Below are 17,585 nucleotides of genomic sequence, written 5' to 3'. Positions count from 1 at the left end.
AGGAGCCAGTCATGCGTTATATCAGCACCCGCGGCCAGGCACCGGCCCTGAATTTCGAAGACGTTCTGCTGGCAGGCCTTGCCACTGACGGCGGCCTGTACGTGCCGGAAAACCTGCCACGCTTCACCCAGGAAGAAATCGCTTCGTGGGCCGGCCTGCCGTACCACGAACTGGCGTTCCGGGTGATGCGCCCGTTCGTCACCGGTAGCATTCCGGATGCGGACTTTAAAAAGATTCTGGAAGAAACCTATGGCGTGTTTTCCCACAACGCCATCGCACCGCTGCGTCAACTGAATGGCAATGAGTGGGTCCTGGAGCTGTTCCACGGCCCGACCCTGGCGTTCAAGGATTTTGCCCTGCAACTGCTGGGTCGCCTGCTCGACTACGTGCTGGAGAAGCGCGGCGAGCGCGTGGTGATCATCGGCGCCACCTCCGGTGACACCGGCTCGGCGGCCATCGAAGGGTGCAAGCACTGCGAAAACGTCGACATCTTCATCCTGCACCCGCACAAGCGCGTGTCGGAAGTGCAGCGTCGCCAGATGACCACCATCTTTGGTGAAAACATCCACAACATCGCGATCGAAGGCAACTTCGATGACTGCCAGGAAATGGTCAAGAACAGCTTCGCTGACCAGAGCTTCCTGAAGGGGACGCGCCTGGTGGCGGTGAACTCGATCAACTGGGCGCGGATCATGGCCCAGATCGTTTACTACTTCCACGCGTCCCTGCAGTTGGGCGGTCCGGCGCGTTCGGTATCGTTCTCGGTGCCGACCGGCAACTTCGGCGACATCTTCGCCGGTTACCTGGCGCGCAACATGGGCCTGCCGATCAACCAGTTGATCGTTGCTACCAACCGCAACGACATTCTGCACCGCTTCATGAGTGGCAACCAGTACGTCAAGGAAACCCTGCACGCGACCCTGTCGCCGTCCATGGACATCATGGTCTCGTCGAACTTCGAACGCCTGCTGTTCGACATGCACGGTCGCAACGGCGCGGCCATTGCCGGCCTGATGGATAACTTCAAGCGCGGCGGCGGTTTCAGCGTTGACGAAGAGCGCTGGACCGAAACCCGCAAGCTGTTCGACTCCCTGGCCGTGGATGACGCCCAGACCTGCGAAACCATCGCAGAAGTCTACGCCCAGACCGGCGAGCTGCTTGACCCACACACCGCCATCGGCGTGAAGGCTGCCCGTGAGTGCCGTCGCAGCCTGGACATCCCGATGGTGATCCTCGGTACTGCACACCCGGTCAAATTCCCGGAAGCGGTGGAGAAGGCCGGCGTTGGCAAGGCGCTGGAGTTGCCGGTGCACCTGGCTGACCTGTTCGAGCGTGAAGAGCGTTGCACAGTGTTGCCGAACGACTTGAAGGCGGTGCAGGCGTTTGTGAGCCAGCACGGCAACCGTGGTAAGCCTTTGTAAGGCGAATCGCGCAAACAAAAACGCCGCTTGCCCTTCCTTTGGGCCGCGGCGTTTTTTGTTTATGGGCAGCCGTTTTTTCCCTGTCATGTTGCAAGCGCATGCTGGAATCCGTCACCCCCTGACGGCCCCATAAAGACGATAAAGCGAACTTTCCTACGTCACAAACAGTCACTTAGGATAGATGCAGCTCCCGTTGAAACGATTGTTCCCGAACTATTGAGTGGTGATCGAGATGGAAAGTATCAGCCTATTGCTCGAAGAAGCACTGAGCCCCTATCAGGTTACGCTGACCACCTCTGGTGTGCAGGACGAGTGCCTGGTATCCGTGAAGAATCCTGGCGGCGCCATCGTGGTCGAGCGTGAAGTCGACCGCGCCCAATTGATGGACAAACGCATGCTGGTGGATGTCGTGGATTGCCTGCTGCGCGACATCAAAATTGCTGAAGGGCGTCTGGAACCCTCGGTCATTGCAGCCTTGCGCAACGCAGCCCAGACCCGCAGCGCCACTGCCGCATGAAGAATTGTTTAGCTGTGGAAACTTCCTACACTGTGGTCGGTCAGATTTCGTAACAGCAAGAGCAAGCATTGTGCTCCGGTGTTTGTGGCTTGTTGTACTGGTCTTTACTGATCACGTTTAACCCCGAAGTGTCTCCCCACGCTCCGGGGTTTCTTTTTGCCCGGGATTTGTCAAGGCGCGTCCTGGTAGAACAGCGGATGGTCGTGCAAATACTGCGCACGCAGTGCCGGATCCAGCCAGGCGGCGTAGGCGTGCAGTAGCTGAGCCTGCGGTAGTTCACCCACTACCTGGTTGATGCGCTGGATCGCCTGGTGACCCTGGGGCGTGTCCGAGCAACCGATATGGATACGCTGATAGGGCGTGGCACCGGCAATCGGATAGAACGCCAAGGCCTGCGGGTCGATACCCTGGTGCAGGGCGTGATAGCGGATTTCGGTCCAATAGCCCAGCACTGCCTCCAACCGCCCCAGGCGTTGCATTTGCAGCAGGCTGCCCAACGCATCGTTGCCGTAGTGCATCACGCGTTTGTGGGCGTCGGTGTGTTCCAGCACGCCATCGATGAACGCACCGTAGCTGCGCTCGGCGACAACGCCCAGCCGGGTGTGGTCATCCTGCAGGATCGCCGTCAGGTCGACCCGTTCCTGAGCGACCAGCGGCGCCAGCACCTCACGGCGATCCTGGCGCACCACCACGCCGTTGCTGACGATGGAAAACGCCGGGCGCGAATACACCACCCACTTGGCCCGCTCTGCGGTCCACAGCATGGTGGGGTCGCAGGTGAAGGCGGGTGCCTGGAGCATCTGCAAGCCGCGTGCGCGGTTGACGTGCAGCACCTTGTGCCGGTACTCGGGCAGGCGTTCCATCAGCATCGGCAGCAATTCGTCGATGGCGCCCTGGCCTTTTTGCGGGCCGTCGAAGATGGTCAGCGGCGGCAGGTCGCGGATCAGCCAGGTCAAGGTTTCGGCCGCCTGGGATGCCAGCGGCAAACACACCAGCCAAGGGCCGCACAGGCCCAGGAGCCAGCGACGCAGCATTAGCGTGGACACGCCATCAGATCGCGCCTTGTTCACGCAGGCGCGTGATCGCTGCTTCGTCGTAGCCCAACTCATTGAGCAGCACGTTGTTGTGCTCACCCAGTTGCGGCCCGACCCACTCGCAGCTGCCCGGTGTGTCCGACAGCTTGGGCACGATGCCCGGCATCTTGAAATCCTTGCCACCGGGCAGCTTGGCCTTGAGGAACATCTCCCGCGCAAGAAATTGCGGGTCTCCCAGCATGTCCTCGGCGCTGTAGATGCGGCTGGCGGGGACCTCGGCCTGGTTCAGCTGCTCGACCACCTGATCCAGCGACAGCGAGTTGACCCAGCGATCAATCACCCCGTACAGCTCATCGCGACGACCATCACGCCCGTCATTGCTGGCAAGCTCTGGATCATTGGCCAAATCCTCACGACCGATGGCAAGCATGAAGCGCTTGAAGATCGCATCGCCATTGGCGCCGATCTGCACATGCTTGCCGTCGGCGCTGGTGTGGATCGATGACGGTGTGATGCCGGGCATGATGTTGCCGGTGCGTTCGCGAATAAAGCCGAACACGTCAAACTCCGGGATCATGCTTTCCATCATGGCGAATATGGCTTCATACAGCGCCACATCCACCACCTGGCCCTGGCCTCCGTTGACTTCGCGATGACGCAGCGCCATCAGTGCGCCGATCACCGCCCACAACGCGGCAATCGAGTCGCCGATGGAAATCCCGGTACGCACTGGCGGGCGGTCTTCAAAACCAGTGATATAGCGCAGCCCGCCCATGGACTCACCCACCGCACCGAACCCCGGCTGATCTTTCATCGGTCCGGTTTGGCCAAAGCCAGAGAGACGTACCATCACCAGCTTGGGGTTAAGGGCATGCAGGGTCTCCCAGCTCAGGCCGAGCTTTTCCAGTACGCCAGGGCGGAAGTTTTCGATGAGGATGTCGGCGTCCGCCAGTAACTGCTTGAGGATCGCCAGGCCGTCCGGGTGCTTGAGGTTGAGGGTCAGCGACTTTTTGTTGCGCGCCTGCACGAACCACCACAGCGAGGTGCCTTCATACAGCTTGCGCCATTTGCGCAGCGGGTCGCCGCCGTCAGGCGATTCGACCTTGATCACCTCGGCGCCGAATTCCGCACAGATGCGTGAGGCAAACGGGCCGGCGATCAGGGTACCGAGTTCGATGACTTTGAGGCCGGCAAGCGGTTTGGCGTTGAACGACATGAGGATCCTTGTCTGCGCAGGGTGTTGGTGTGATGCCTTTTAACATAGGCGAGTAGACCAGGGCAGCGCAGGATTCGTTGAATCGCCTCGCCATCGGTTAGACTGACCGCCTTTCCCTGTCTCTAGAAGCCCGTTCATGGCCCAGCCGTCCACGACCTACAAATTCGAACTCAACCTCACCGACCTTGATCGCTCGGTGTACGAGAGTGTCAAACAGACCATCGCCCGCCACCCGTCGGAAACCGAAGAGCGCATGACCGTGCGTCTGCTGGCCTACGCCCTCTGGTACAACGAGCAATTGTCGTTTGGCCGTGGCCTGTCAGATGTAGACGAGCCAGCCCTGTGGGAAAAAAGCCTGGATGACCGGGTTCTGCACTGGATCGAAGTCGGCCAGCCTGATGCCGACCGCCTCACCTGGTGCTCGCGTCGCACCGAACGTACCAGCCTGCTGGCCTACGGCAGCTTGCGCGTGTGGGAAGGCAAGGTGGTGCCGGTGGCGAATAACCTGAAAAACGTACACATCGCCGCCGTGCCCCAGGAGGTCTTGGAGACCCTGGCCAAGGACATGCCCCGCGTCATCAAGTGGGACGTAATGATCAGCGAAGGCACCCTGTTCGTTACTGACGATCGTGGCCAGCATGAAGTGCAGTTGCAGTGGTTGGTCGGCGAACGCGGTTGATTGGATCGCCGCCGGTCACCTGTTTTATTTCCGTTTCAGAAGAGAAGTCTCCGTCACCCCATGCGTATCGATCCTCGCCCGTTGCCCGCCGTCCTGCCGTTTCTCGGTGAATTGCCGCCACTGCTGACCCGTCTCTACGCCGCACGCGGAGTGCAGTCCGAAGCCGAGCTGGACAAAAGCCTGGCGCGGTTGATCCCCTACCAGCAGCTCAAGGGCATCGACGCGGCGGTGGACCTGCTGGTGACGGCGTTAGAGCAGCGCCAGCGCATCCTTATCGTCGGCGACTTTGACGCCGATGGCGCCACCGCCAGCACCGTGGGCACCCTGGGCTTGCGTTTGCTCGGTGCGGCCCATGTCGACTACCTGGTGCCCAACCGTTTCGAATACGGCTACGGCCTCACCCCGGAAATCGTCGCCGTGGCGCTGCAGCGCGCGCCGCAGTTGCTGATCACGGTGGACAACGGCATCTCCAGCGTCGAAGGCGTGGCGGCGGCGAAGGCGGCGGGGTTGCAGGTGCTGGTGACGGACCACCACTTGCCCGGCGATGAGTTGCCAGCGGCGGATGCCATCGTCAACCCGAACCAGCCTGGCTGTGAATTCCCGAGCAAAGCCTTGGCCGGCGTGGGCGTGATTTTCTATGTGCTGATGGCGCTGCGTGCGCGCCTGCGCAGCTTGGGCTGGTACGACAACACGCCACAACCCAACATCGGTGAATTGCTCGACCTGGTTGCCCTGGGCAGCGTCGCCGACGTAGTGCCCCTGGACGCCAACAACCGCATCCTGGTGCATCAAGGCCTGGAGCGTATCCGCGCCGGTCGCGCGCGGCCGGGGATCAAGGCGATTTTGGAAGTGGCCAAGCGTGATGCTGCGCGTATCACCTCCACCGACCTGGGTTTTATCCTTGGCCCGCGCTTGAACGCCGCCGGGCGCCTGGATGACATGAGCCTGGGTATCGAATGCCTGCTCACCACCGACTTCGCCGCAGCGCGGGAAATGGCCGCGCAACTGGACGGCATGAACCAGGACCGCAAGTCGATCGAGCAGGGTATGCAGCGCGAGGCCCTGGCCCAGCTCAAGGACTTGCCGGTGGAGTCCATGCCTTACGGCTTGTGCCTGTTCGATCCGGAATGGCATCAAGGCGTGATCGGGATTCTCGCGTCGCGTATGAAAGAACGTTACTTCCGCCCGACCATCGCCTTCGCCGACGCCGGTGATGGCTTGCTCAAGGGCTCAGGGCGCTCTGTGCAGGGGTTTCATATCCGCGATGCCCTGGCGGTGGTCGCGAGTCAGCATCCCAACCTGATCACCAAATACGGCGGCCACGCCATGGCGGCGGGGCTGACGTTGCCTGAGGAAAACTTCCCACTCTTTGCCGAAGCTTTTGATGCTGAAGTGCGTCGCCAACTGCGTGAAGAAGACCTGACCGGACGCTTGTTGTCCGACGGCACCCTGGCGGTGGAAGAGTTTCATCTGGAGCTGGCCCGCGCGTTGCGGCATGCCGGACCGTGGGGGCAGCACTTCCCCGAGCCGTTGTTTCACGGCGTGTTTCAACTGGTCGAACAGCGCGTGGTGGGGGAGCGGCACCTGAAGGTGGTGCTCAAGAGCGAATGCGGGTCCGTAAAGCTCGATGGCATTGCGTTTGGGGTGGACCGAGAGGTCTGGCCGAATCCGACCGTGCGGTGGGTGGAGTTGGCGTACAAGCTGGATGTGAACGAGTTTCGTGGGAATGAAACCGTGCAACTGATGATTGCCCACATCGAACCGCGCTAGCGTTCAGCGGCACCACCAGACAACTGTGGGAGCGGGCTTGCCCGCGAATACGGCGTGTCAGTCAATGTTCCTGTGACTGGTCCACCGCGTTCGCGGGCAAGCCCGCTCCCACATTTTTATCTGCGTACGGTCTTAAATTACTTGGCTTGGTGCTTCACGATGATATCCACCAAGCGCTTGGCCAGCGCCGGATAGTTCTCATCAAAGTGATGCCCACCGGGTAACTTCAACGCTTCACCCACCGCAGTCTTGTCCGTGCAGCCGCTCTCGTCGACTTCTTCCGCCCCGTAGATGCACACCACTTTCTCGGGCGGCAGCTTGGCCATTTCCGGGCCCGTGGCGGCTTCTTTGCCGGCGTTACCCAGCCAACCTTCTACTTCAATTTCGAAGCTGCCCGTGCGCGCGAAGGCCAGCAAGATAATCGCATCGACACGCTGCTGCTCGTTTTCCGGCAGACGGTTGTAGATGGCTGGCAACACATCGGCACCGAACGAATAACCGGTCAGCACGAAGCGCTTGGTGCCCCATTTCTGACGGTAGTGCTGCATCAGTTCGGTGAGGTCCTTGGCGCTTTGTTCCGGCGTCTTGTGCTGCCAGTAGTAGCGCAGGGTATCGATACCCACCACTGGGTAGCCGATCTTGGCCATTTCGCCGGCCACGTCGCGGTCCAGGTCGCGCCAACCGCCATCGCCGGAGAGGAACAGGGTGACGGTATCTTTCGCTTGGCCGGCCGGGACTTCCACCACCGGAATCGCCAGGCCGCCGTTGTCCGAACCTACCAATTGCTTGCGCAGCTCGTTGTTCAGCACTTGTGGGTAGTGAATGTCGTAGTCGCTGATGCTGGTGGTGGCGCGCGGCGTATCGCGTACGAAACTGGCGCTTTCATCGTCAGGGTTGTCGTTCCAGGCCACCAGCCAATTGCCGTGTGCGGCTGTCTTTGGCAGTGGGTCTTTGCAGCCTTCCTGGACCAGGGCGAAGCCAACGGAGATGGCGTTGGCCTTATCGTCGTTCTGGGTGGCCAGCCAGCGCCAGGCGAGAGCGGCGCCAGGGCCGATGCCGCTGACCAGGGTGGCTGGGCCCTTGAGTTGGCTCAGGGCGCCTTGCAGCGCTTGTTCCTGCAGCTTGCAGTCGTCCTTGGGCAGGATCACCTGGACAATCTGCGCCTTGCCGCCTTGGCTCAAGGCAATCAGTTGGCTGTCGGTCAGCATTTCATCAGGCATCACGGCCACCGCGACGCGTGCTTTCGGCGTGCCGTACGGGGTGACGCGGGTCATCACCGAACCGTCGGCCTGGGGCAGTTGCTCCAGGGTCGGCTGCGGGGCAGGACGGTTCCAGTACCAATAGCCGCCACCCAGGACCAGGGCGAGCAGCACTACGAAGGCCAATACATACCGCCAGGAGCGTCGAATCATCAGCGTTTCACCAATCCAGTCAAGCCGCCCGCGATCAGGGCGGCGGTATCGGCCAGTGCCACCAGCGGATCAAGTCCTGCGGGCACGGCCATGTAACGGGGTTCCCAGTCAGGCTGGAACTTGTCTTTGAAGCGGCGCAAGCCTTGGAAGTTATACAGTTGCTCGCCACGACGGAACACCATCGAACCCAGGCGCTGGGTCAGTGGGGCGCCGCGTCGTGGTTGCAGGCCCGACAACGGCACCATGCCGAGGCTGAAGCGGGCGTAGCCGTGACTCTTATAGTGTTGAATCAGGCCGACCATCATGAATTCCATGGTCAGCTTGGGCGCGTCCGGGTGAGCGCGCATCAGATCGAGACTGGCCAGGTCGTGGTTGTAGGTCTCGAGCAGGTTGGCGAAGGCCACTGGGCGCCCTTCGAAGCGAATGATCGCGATACGAAAGTGCTTGAGGTAGTCGTCGCTGAAGCGTCCCAGGGAAAAGCCCTTTTCTCGTACGTTCTTGCCGGTCAGCCAAGCGTCGGAGATCACCTTCAGCTCGTCCATTGGCGCGGTGCCCGGTTCGCAGATCTCCAGGGACAGGCCGTCCCGCGAGCCACGGTTCCAGGTGTAGCGCAGGTCCTTCATCTCTTTGCCCTTGGCTTCCAGGTCAAAGCGTTTCAGGTCGACGCGGGCTTCTTCGCCCAGCTTGATCGCAGTGAGGCCGATGTCCATATAGTAGGGCAGGTTTTCCGCTCGTACCTGATAGAACACCGGGCGCGCGTGGTGGATGTCGCACAGGTCGCGGAACTGCCAGATCATCTCCGCCCGTTGCTGGGTCGGGCCGATCGGGTCGTACAAGGCTACCAGGCTGCGGCCGCGACGGGCGTACATGAGGAAAGCTTCATCATTGGGATGGAACAGCAGCGCTTTGTCGCCGGTGAGCGCCAGGCCGCCGTCGGGCTGGGACGAGGCCATCAGGATCTTGCTGGCGCGCTCCAGTTCGTCCGGTGTCGGCAAGTGGATCACCGGCCGCGCGGTACGCAGCAGCCAGGTCAGCGACACGATCACCAGCACCACGGCGGCGCCCAGCAGCGAACGCAGGCCGCGTGGGGCGTTGGCGTCCAGGGTGAACTGCCACCACAGCTGATGGCTGTAAGGCACGTCTTGATAAGCGAACAGCAGCAACCAGATCGATGCCCCCAGCACGCAGACACTGGCCACCAAGTACAGCGGCGAGAAGGGCAGTTCGGTGAGGCGGCTGGCACGATAGAAAGAGCGCCGGAAGATGGCCAGCAGGATCGCGGTCATGGTCATCAGGCTGGCTTCTTCCCAGTCGAAACCCTTGAGCAGCGAGAGCAGGGCGCCCACCAGCAGCAACACCATGGTCAGCATCCAGGCAGCCGACAAGCGTCGGCGCAGACCCTGGGCCAGCAACAGGCACAGCACACCGATCAGGCTGGCGCCAAAGTGCGAAGCATCAATCAGGCGGTGGGGAATCAGGAAGCCGATGTTTTCCAGGCGTGAGTCGATTTCGGGCGTGGCGCCAGAGAACAGCAGGACCACGCCGGACAAAAAAACCAGGACGGCTAGTACTGGCGCTGCCAGCCCCGAGGCGACCCGCAGGCTTTGCTGGGTCTGGAACAGGCGCTGCGCTTCGTTGACCAACAGGAACACGCAGGCGATCAGCAGCGGCAGCACCACGTAGATCATGCGATACAGCAGCAGGGCGGCGGCCAATGGCGCGGCGCCCAATTTGTCGGCGAAGGCGGCCAGCAGGATCGCTTCGAATACCCCCACACCGCCGGGCACATGGCTGAGCACGCCGGCGGCCAGGGCCAGCAGGTACACCAGCAGGAAGGGACCGAACGGCGGCGCTTCCGGCAACAACATATATAGGACGGTCGCTGCGGCGGCCACGTCCAGCGCGGTAATGATCAGTTGCAGGAACGTCAGGCGGCGACCCGGCAGGCGCAAGGTGCGCCGGCCGGCTTTGACCAACAGGTTGTCCGGGTAGGGTTGTTCCGGCAGGCGACGGCGATAAATGCCGATGCACAACGCGGCCGATAACAACAGCACCGCGCCAGCAATACCGCCCAGCACAGCCTGCGGCAAATGCAGGTAAATCGATGCGGCGGGCAGGTTGCTCAGTGTCGCCAATGCAGCCAGTGGCGGCAGTGCGGTGCCGAGAGCCAGACTGGCGAACACCGTCATGCGGGCGACTTCCGAAGCCCCGATGCCATGGCGTGCATATAAACGGTAACGCACCGAACCGCCGGAGAGCATCGACAGGCCAATCGCATTGCCGATGGCAAACGCCGTAAAGCCGCCCAGGGCGAGGGTCTTGGCGGGCAAGTTCACGCCCGCGTAGCGCGCCCCGGAAAATTCGTAGCCCAATAGAATGATGAAACCGGCGACGGCCGCCGCAAACGCGCCGAGCAAGGCCGGTTTGGGCACTTCCAGGATCGAGTCGTGGAGGGCGTAGAGGTCCAGCTCCAACAGAAGGTGTCGACAGGCGATCAGAGCGATGGCGAACAACAATAGGGTGACCGCCAGCCCGATGGGTTGCCGGTATTTGCTCACCAGATCCAGCCAGCGCAGACGGGTGGGTGTGATCGGTTGTTCTGCTGTGACAGTGTCTTTTGGTTCAGACGAGTTGGCGCGCATCAATCACCTCGTGGATTGTGCGCGACAGGATGGAGGTATCCAGCCAAGTTACCAATCCCTATGGACAAAATAATTACAAATATTAACGCGTATCACCGGGGGCGGCGACAGCGGCCATTGGTCGTAGAGGGTAGCGCTGAACATTCAGCATAGCGTGCGATGAGATGGACTCTACAAACCGCGTGCGGTTTCATGAAAGATGCCATGCCATTGTTTCAGAAGAACTTTTTCACCGGATACAAAAAAGGCCACTCTTTCGAGTAGCCTTTTTTGATGTTTGGTTGCGGGAGCCGGATTTGAACCGACGACCTTCGGGTTATGAGCCCGACGAGCTACCAGACTGCTCCATCCCGCGTCTGTGGGCGGCATTCTACAGCCCAGCGGCGGGGTGTCAACCGTTAATGAGTCGATGGGTCAAATAAGTGTGAAATGAGCGGTGAAGGTCGACTGCGAAGGGTAAGTGCGCGATGGGTAAAGGTTTTTTGTCTTACAATTTTTGTACAGGTACAAAACAGGCGCGCACAAAAAAGGCCACTCTTTCGAGTAGCCTTTTTTGATGTTTGGTTGCGGGAGCCGGATTTGAACCGACGACCTTCGGGTTATGAGCCCGACGAGCTACCAGACTGCTCCATCCCGCGTCTGTGTGTCGGCATTCTACAGAGGAACGCCGATGTGTCAACCTGTGAATTGAAGAAAAGCGCTTGTGGTTCAATCGGTTAGCTCTCCACAGTGGCCCCTCGATACCTCTCGGGCCCAGGCTGGCCGAGGGTTTCAGCTCTATCAGCGGGCCAAACTCGATTGAGAAAATAAATTCATCTGGGAGTTTTCCTACCGCTCAAGCGGAAGATTCAAACTACTGGTGCTATATACAGGTGCGAATGCGATACTGGCTACCCGTAGGTACACACCCCGTTTATATGACACAGCGCAAAATCATCCACGTCGACTGTGATTGCTTCTACGCCGCCATCGAGATGCGCGATGACCCGAGCCTGGCGCAAAAGCCACTGGCGGTGGGCGGTTCGGCGGACCGGCGCGGGGTGATCGCGACCTGCAACTACGAGGCACGTGCCTATGGCGTGCGCTCGGCCATGTCGTCACGCCATGCCTTGAAGCTGTGCCCGGACCTGACCATCGTCAAGCCGCGCATGGAGGCTTATAAGGAAGCGTCGAAGGAAATCCAGACGATCTTTCGCGACTACACCGACCTGATCGAACCGTTGTCGCTGGATGAAGCCTATCTGGACGTGTCCGACAGTTCGCATTTCGGCGGCAGTGCCACGCGCATTGCCCAGGATATTCGCCGCCGTGTTTCCAACCAATTGCACATCACCGTGTCCGCCGGCGTGGCGCCGAACAAATTCCTGGCCAAGATTGCCAGCGATTGGAAGAAGCCCAACGGACTCTTCGTGATCACTCCGGACCAGGTCGAAGACTTCGTCTCGCAATTGCGTGTGAGTAAGTTGCACGGTGTGGGCAAGGTGACGGCTGACAAACTGGCGCGCCTGGGGATCGAAGACTGCCTGCAGTTGCGCGAGTGGAACAAGCTGGCGCTGGTGCGCGAGTTCGGCAGTTTTGGCGAGCGGTTGTGGAGTCTGGCCCGTGGGATCGATGATCGTGTGGTGCAGAACGACAGTCGCCGGCAATCGATAAGTGTGGAGAATACCTACGACGTGGACCTGCCAGATCTTTCAAGCTGTCTGGCCAAGCTACCTGAGCTGATGGAAACCCTGGCTGGACGTATGGCGCGTATCGACAGCAGTTATCGTGCGGGCAAGCCGTTCGTGAAGGTGAAGTTTCATGACTTTACCCAGACGACACTGGAACAGGCGGGGGCGGGGCGGGACTTGGAGAGTTATCAACAGTTGCTGACGCAGGCGTTCAACCGGGGTGGGAAGCCGGTGCGGTTGCTGGGTATTGGCGTGCGGTTGCTGGATTTAAGCAACGGCAACGAGCAACTCGAATTCTCCTGGTAAAAACCGAAAACCAAATGTGGGAGCGGGCTTGCTCGCGAACGCTGTGTGTCAGTCACGAATTACTTGACTGACCCACCGTATTCGCGAGCAAGCCCGCTCCCACATGTTGATCTATAACATTCTTGAGGCCCTAGCGAGCGCCTGGATCGGCAACGAGACGCCCCGCATCCTTGGTCAGCGCCTGCAGGAATTCCTGCTGCAACTCGGGATCATTGCGGGTCAGTTCGATCAGGCTTTGTTCCAGTTCGCTGGCTTCTTCTTCCAGGCCCAGTTCAGACAAGCGTTTGACCCGATGTACCCACTGGCTGACTTCGTCGTCTTCCAAGTCGTCGTAGATCAGGCCGTGGGCTTCCAGCAGCTTGTTGCGCAAGGTGCTGCTGACAGCCAGCGTGGAATCCGAATGCACGTCGTCCTGGCCGTCTTCCACGCTGATCTTCAGCGTGGTGATGCGGTTCAGGTCTTGCTCGGCAAACGGGCTGTCCAACAGGTTCAGGCGCAAGACGCCGTTACGGTCGGTGGTCAGCTCATGGACTTGCTTGCCGGCAGTGACTTGCACCGGTCGTTCGCTCCAGGGCAGGCTCGAATACTCCACACGCTTGTCGCGCTGGACTTCATCGATACCCGCCAGGTTCTGTTGCGCACGGCCGTGGGACTGCACGTTCATGAACGGATTGAGGCCGTCCACGCCATAGGTCAGCCAGTCGCGCGTCACGCTGGTCGGCAGGTTGCCAAGGGCGAATACGTTCACCACATTGGCGCCCGCGCCGGCCACCAGGGCTACGGCACCCAAAGGCATCTCATAGAGTTTGCGCCAGGGTTGGTAGGGGGTGTAGCGGTCGTAACGACGGGTGACTTCGAACTCGGTGACCTCGAAGGTCTTCTGTTCGTGAATCCGTACCCGGCGTTGCGGCAGCTCCAGCACTTTGGGCTCGCCTACATCGATCTGCAGGCTGTGATCGAGCAACTTACGCTCGACCCGCTCCTCGTGCTCACTGCGTTGCGACATTTGGTTGGCGCAGCCGCTGACCAGCAGGGCGCCGCACAAGGCGGCGCCCCCCAGGGCTCTGGTGTTTCGCTTGAACATGACTTCTCTTGATCTGGTTTTCAGCGACGAATACGCGCCTGAAGGAAAGACAGCACGTCAGCCACCGGCAACGGTTGGGCTTCGGCTTCGGTCCGGCTCTTGTATTCCAGATTGCCATCGGCCAGGCCGCGGTCACTGACCACGATCCGGTGCGGGATGCCAATCAGTTCCATGTCGGCGAACTTGATGCCCGGGCTGGTTTTCTTGTCCCGGTCATCCAGCAGCACTTCAAAACCAGCAGCCGTCAGTTCGGCGTACAGCTTGTCGGTGGCTTCGCGTACTTGCTCGGTTTCATAGCGCAGCGGTACCAGGGCGACCTGGAACGGCGCCAGGGCGTCACTCCAGATGATGCCTTTGTCGTCGTTGTTCTGCTCGATGGCAGCCGCAACCACGCGCGATACGCCAATGCCGTAGCAACCCATTTCCAGGGTGATCGGCTTGCCGTTCTCGCCCAGCACTTCGCACTTCATCGCCTTGCTGTACTTGTTGCCCAGCTGGAAGATGTGCCCGACTTCGATGCCGCGCTTGATTTCCAGGGTGCCCTTGCCATCCGGGCTTGGGTCACCGGCGACCACGTTACGCAGGTCGGCCACGGTCGGAACGGGCAGGTCACGCTCCCAGTTCACGCCGAAGTAGTGCTTGTCGTCGATGTTGGCACCGATACCGAAGTCGCTCATCAGCTCGACCGAACGGTCGATGATGATCGGCAGCGGCAGGTTCAGTGGGCCGAGCGAACCGGCACCGGCGCCAATGGCGTCGCGCAGTTCGGCGTCGGTGGCCATGACCAGCGGGCTGGCCACGCCAGGTTGCTGGGCAGCCTTGATTTCGTTGAGTTCGTGGTCGCCACGGATCACCAGGGCGATCAGCTTGCCTTCTTCCTCGGCGCGCACGATCAGGGTCTTGATGGTCTTTTCAATCGGCAGATTGAATTTTTCCACCAGGGCCGCGATGGTCTTGGTCTCTGGCGTGTCCACCAGGCGCAGTTCTTCAGTCGGCGCAGGGCGGGAGGTTTCCCGCGGCACCGCTTCGGCTTTCTCGATGTTCGCCGCGTAGTCGGAACCGTTGCTGAAGACGATATCGTCTTCGCCGGACTCGGCCAGCACATGGAACTCATGGGAGCCGGCACCGCCGATGGAACCGTTGTCCGCTTCAACCGGGCGGAACTTCAGGCCCAGGCGCGTGAACACGTTGCAGTAGGCAGTGTGCATGCGGTCATAGGTGGCCTGCAGCGACGCCTGGTCGGCGTGGAACGAATACGCATCCTTCATGATGAATTCGCGGCCGCGCATCAAACCGAAGCGTGGGCGGATTTCGTCACGGAATTTGGTCTGGATCTGATACAGGTTCAGCGGCAGTTGCTTGTAGCTGCTCAGCTCGTTGCGCATCAGGTCGGTGATCACTTCTTCGTGGGTCGGGCCGGCGCAGAAATCGCGGCCATGACGGTCCTTGAAGCGCAGCAACTCAGGGCCGTACTCTTCCCAGCGCCCGGATTCCTGCCACAGTTCAGCCGGTTGGGTGCTCGGCATCAACACTTCCAGAGAGCCGGCAGCGTTCATTTCTTCACGAACGATGGCTTCGACTTTGCGCATCACCTTCAAGCCCATGGGCAGCCAGGTGTACAGGCCGGAGGCCAGTTTGCGGATCATGCCGGCACGCAGCATCAGCTGGTGGCTGATCACGACCGCGTCGGAAGGCGTTTCTTTCTGTGTGGCGAGCAAATATTGACTGGTACGCATGGTAGGCCGTTGTCGGTTGCTTGGACTTGAAATGACTCTGGATTGTACGGGCGCCGGCTTCTGGAGTACAGGCATCAGAATGCAGAGGGGTCTGTGGGAGCGGGCTTGCTCGCGAATGCGCAGGATCAGTCCACCTATCCTGCGACTGACACACTGCATTCGCGGGCAAGCCCGCTCCTACAGGTCAGTCTTCTGTCTTGGGGGCCAACTTCGCCCGCCGATTTTCCTGAAACCAATGCAGCGCAATCAGCACCAGCGTCGGCACACCCAGCATGCAGGTGATCAGGAAGAAATTGTGATAGCCGAACTTCTCCACCATCACCCCCGAATAGCCGCCGATCAGGCGCGGCAGCAACAGCATGATCGAGCTGAGCAGGGCATATTGGGTCGCGGAGAACTTCAGGTTGGTCAGGCTCGACAGGTAGGCCACGAATGCCGAGGTCGCCAGCCCTGAGCTGAAGTTGTCCAGGGAAATGGTGAAAATCAGCATCTGCAGGTCCGGGCCCATGTCGGCGAGCATCACGAACAGCAGGTTGGTACCGGCCGAGGCCACACCGCCGATGAACAGGATCGGCAGGATGCCGAAGCGCACGATCAGCAAGCCGCCCATGCCGGCGCCGAGCAAGGTCATGATCAAGCCGAAGATCTTGCTGACCCCGGCGATCTGGTCCTTGGTGAAGCCCTGGTCGATGTAAAACACGTTGGCCATCACGCCCATCACCGTGTCCGACATGCGATACGTGGCGATCAGCCCAAGCAGCAGTAGCGCCTGCCAGCGGTAACGCAGGATGAAGTCGTTGACCGGCGTCAGCACCGGCGCCAGGCCACGGCGACCCATGGCCGAGAGGCACAAGGAGGTGAGGGTGATATAGAGGATGGCGCGCAGGAACGCGCGGTCTTCCATCAACAAGTCCCACAGGCTGACGCCCTGGAACAGCACACTTTCGAAATCGGTGTTGAACAGTTGGGTGAACATGGCCGGTACCGACACCAGCAACACGATCAGCACAAAGACGGACACCAGTTGGTGCGCGAAGCTGTAGCGCCCGGCTTGCAGTTGAGTGCGCAGTGGCACATTGGGTTCGCGCATGAACAGGGTGGTCAGCAGCGCCGGGACCATTAACACGCCGAACAGCACATAGGTGCCGGTCCAGGCCGAGTGTTTATAGTTGAAACCGGTGGAGCCGAAACCCTCGGCAAAAAACAGTGCGCCCGCCGTGGCCAGCAGGGCGGCGATGCGATAACCGGACATGTAGCTGGCGGCCAACGCAGCCTGGCGGCTGTCGTCGGCGATTTCCAGGCGATAGGCGTCGACCGCGATGTCCTGGGTAGCGGACGCAAAGGCGACGATGACAGCGATAGCGATCAGCCAAGACAAATGCTTCTGCGGGTCGCAAAAACCCATGCCGATCAAGCCGAGAATCACCAGCGACTGGGCCAGCACCAGCCAGGAACGGCGGCGCCCGAGCTTGCCGAGCAACGGCAGGCGCCATTGGTCGAGCAGCGGTGACCATACCCACTTAAAGGCATACGCCAAACCGATCAGACTCGCATAGCCGATGGTCTCGCGCGCCACACCGGCTTCACGCAACCACACTGAAAGCGTCGAGAACACCAACATGTAAGGCAGGCCGGCGGCAAAGCCGAGCAACAACAGGACCAACGTCGAGGGGCTGGCATAGGCAGCGAGCGCGGCGCGCCAGGTTTTACGGGGCATGGGCTGGAGTCTGCCTCAGATTTGCGGAAACAAAGCGCGCACTCTAACCGCTGTGCTCTACCGGGCGCCAGCCATGGCGCTGAATATCCACGCGATTGTTGCGGACCGTAACGCCTTCATCGCGTAAACGCGCGCGTTGCTCGTCACCCGAGACACTGCCCACCGGCAGACTTATCCGACCACCGGCACCCAACACGCGGTGCCAGGGCAGCTTGGTGTCTTCGGGAAGCTGGCTCAGGGTGCGGCCGACCCAGCGTGCCGCACGACCGAGACCGGCCAGGTGGGCCAGCTCGCCGTAACTCACCACGCAGCCTGCGGGCACTTGGGCCAGGGTCAGGTACAGCGCGGTACGGCGCATTTCGGCGGGGCTTTGGGGGGATT

13 protein-coding genes and 2 tRNA genes are annotated in these 17,585 nt (G+C 60.8%); 5 read left to right on the top strand and 10 right to left on the bottom strand.

The genetic code is table 11. The annotated features are described in order from the left end of the window. Positions 1 to 11 precede the first annotated feature (11 nt). Complete coding sequence (thrC, locus tag PF1751_RS22625; protein ID WP_042571215.1) at positions 12 to 1,421, top strand: threonine synthase; 1,410 nt, start codon at positions 12 to 14, stop codon at positions 1,419 to 1,421. A 232-nt stretch (positions 1,422 to 1,653) separates the two neighbouring features. Beyond that, a complete protein-coding gene (locus PF1751_RS22620) occupies positions 1,654 to 1,938 on the top strand; it encodes a DUF3509 domain-containing protein (RefSeq protein ID WP_010207990.1) in 285 nt (94 codons plus the stop codon). A gap of 170 nt (positions 1,939 to 2,108) precedes the next feature. On the opposite strand, the gene PF1751_RS22615 is transcribed toward PF1751_RS22620, so the two are convergent. Continuing rightward, the gene (locus tag PF1751_RS22615) at positions 2,109 to 2,972 is read right to left on the bottom strand and encodes a TIGR02285 family protein (protein WP_044287820.1); all 864 of its coding nucleotides are present in this window, start codon (positions 2,970 to 2,972) and stop codon (positions 2,109 to 2,111) included. A gap of 16 nt (positions 2,973 to 2,988) precedes the next feature. Next, complete coding sequence (locus tag PF1751_RS22610) at positions 2,989 to 4,188, bottom strand: CaiB/BaiF CoA transferase family protein (RefSeq protein ID WP_021492258.1); 1,200 nt, start codon at positions 4,186 to 4,188, stop codon at positions 2,989 to 2,991. A gap of 136 nt (positions 4,189 to 4,324) precedes the next feature. Here PF1751_RS22610 and PF1751_RS22605 point away from each other — a divergent pair, with 136 nt between their 5' ends. Both PF1751_RS22605 and recJ read left to right on the top strand, forming a co-directional pair. Beyond that, positions 4,325 to 4,867 carry a YaeQ family protein gene (locus PF1751_RS22605; protein ID WP_010207993.1) on the top strand — a complete coding sequence of 181 codons (543 nt, stop codon included), beginning with the start codon at positions 4,325 to 4,327 and terminating at the stop codon, positions 4,865 to 4,867. A gap of 60 nt (positions 4,868 to 4,927) precedes the next feature. Then, the gene (gene recJ / locus PF1751_RS22600; RefSeq protein ID WP_010207994.1) at positions 4,928 to 6,637 is read left to right on the top strand and encodes a single-stranded-DNA-specific exonuclease RecJ; all 1,710 of its coding nucleotides are present in this window, start codon (positions 4,928 to 4,930) and stop codon (positions 6,635 to 6,637) included. A gap of 137 nt (positions 6,638 to 6,774) precedes the next feature. Here the strand turns inward: recJ and PF1751_RS22595 are convergent, their stop codons facing one another. The 4 genes from PF1751_RS22595 to PF1751_RS22580 all read right to left on the bottom strand — a co-directional run bounded on the left by PF1751_RS22595 (position 6,775) and on the right by PF1751_RS22580 (position 11,329). After that, positions 6,775 to 8,049 (bottom strand): virulence factor family protein, encoded by a 1,275-nt coding sequence (locus PF1751_RS22595; RefSeq protein ID WP_010207995.1) that lies wholly within the window; start codon positions 8,047 to 8,049, stop codon positions 6,775 to 6,777. Continuing rightward, positions 8,049 to 10,691 carry a bifunctional lysylphosphatidylglycerol flippase/synthetase MprF gene (gene mprF / locus PF1751_RS22590; protein ID WP_044287818.1) on the bottom strand — a complete coding sequence of 881 codons (2,643 nt, stop codon included), beginning with the start codon at positions 10,689 to 10,691 and terminating at the stop codon, positions 8,049 to 8,051. Before mprF ends, PF1751_RS22595 begins: the two co-directional genes overlap by 1 nt. Positions 10,692 to 10,969: 278 nt before the next feature. Beyond that, positions 10,970 to 11,046 (bottom strand) — tRNA-Met (locus PF1751_RS22585). A 206-nt stretch (positions 11,047 to 11,252) separates the two neighbouring features. Then, positions 11,253 to 11,329: transfer RNA gene (locus PF1751_RS22580), tRNA-Met, on the bottom strand. A gap of 279 nt (positions 11,330 to 11,608) precedes the next feature. Between PF1751_RS22580 and dinB the strand changes: the two genes are divergently transcribed. Further along, positions 11,609 to 12,667 (top strand): DNA polymerase IV, encoded by a 1,059-nt coding sequence (gene dinB, locus PF1751_RS22575; protein ID WP_010207998.1) that lies wholly within the window; start codon positions 11,609 to 11,611, stop codon positions 12,665 to 12,667. Between the two features lie 130 nt (positions 12,668 to 12,797). On the opposite strand, the gene PF1751_RS22570 is transcribed toward dinB, so the two are convergent. The 4 genes from PF1751_RS22570 to PF1751_RS22555 form a co-directional block, all read right to left on the bottom strand. After that, entirely contained in the window at positions 12,798 to 13,751 is a 954-nt protein-coding gene (locus tag PF1751_RS22570) for a hypothetical protein (protein ID WP_010207999.1), read from the bottom strand. 20 nt (positions 13,752 to 13,771) lie between these two features. Then, entirely contained in the window at positions 13,772 to 15,487 is a 1,716-nt protein-coding gene (locus PF1751_RS22565) for a proline--tRNA ligase (protein ID WP_010208000.1), read from the bottom strand. A 184-nt stretch (positions 15,488 to 15,671) separates the two neighbouring features. Continuing rightward, positions 15,672 to 17,204: an AmpG family muropeptide MFS transporter gene (locus tag PF1751_RS22560; protein WP_010208001.1), complete on the bottom strand. Its 1,533-nt coding sequence runs from the start codon at positions 17,202 to 17,204 to the stop codon at positions 15,672 to 15,674. A 43-nt stretch (positions 17,205 to 17,247) separates the two neighbouring features. Continuing rightward, positions 17,248 to 17,562, bottom strand: coding sequence for an MGMT family protein (locus PF1751_RS22555; RefSeq protein ID WP_042571218.1), 315 nt, complete (start codon positions 17,560 to 17,562; stop codon positions 17,248 to 17,250). Positions 17,563 to 17,585: the final 23 nt, after the last annotated feature.

It is taken from the genome of Pseudomonas simiae (assembly GCF_000934565.1).
GTDB lineage: Bacteria > Pseudomonadota > Gammaproteobacteria > Pseudomonadales > Pseudomonadaceae > Aquipseudomonas > Aquipseudomonas simiae.
Note: the sequence above shows the minus strand (reverse complement) of the source record. Positions and strands in the feature narration are given on the sequence as shown.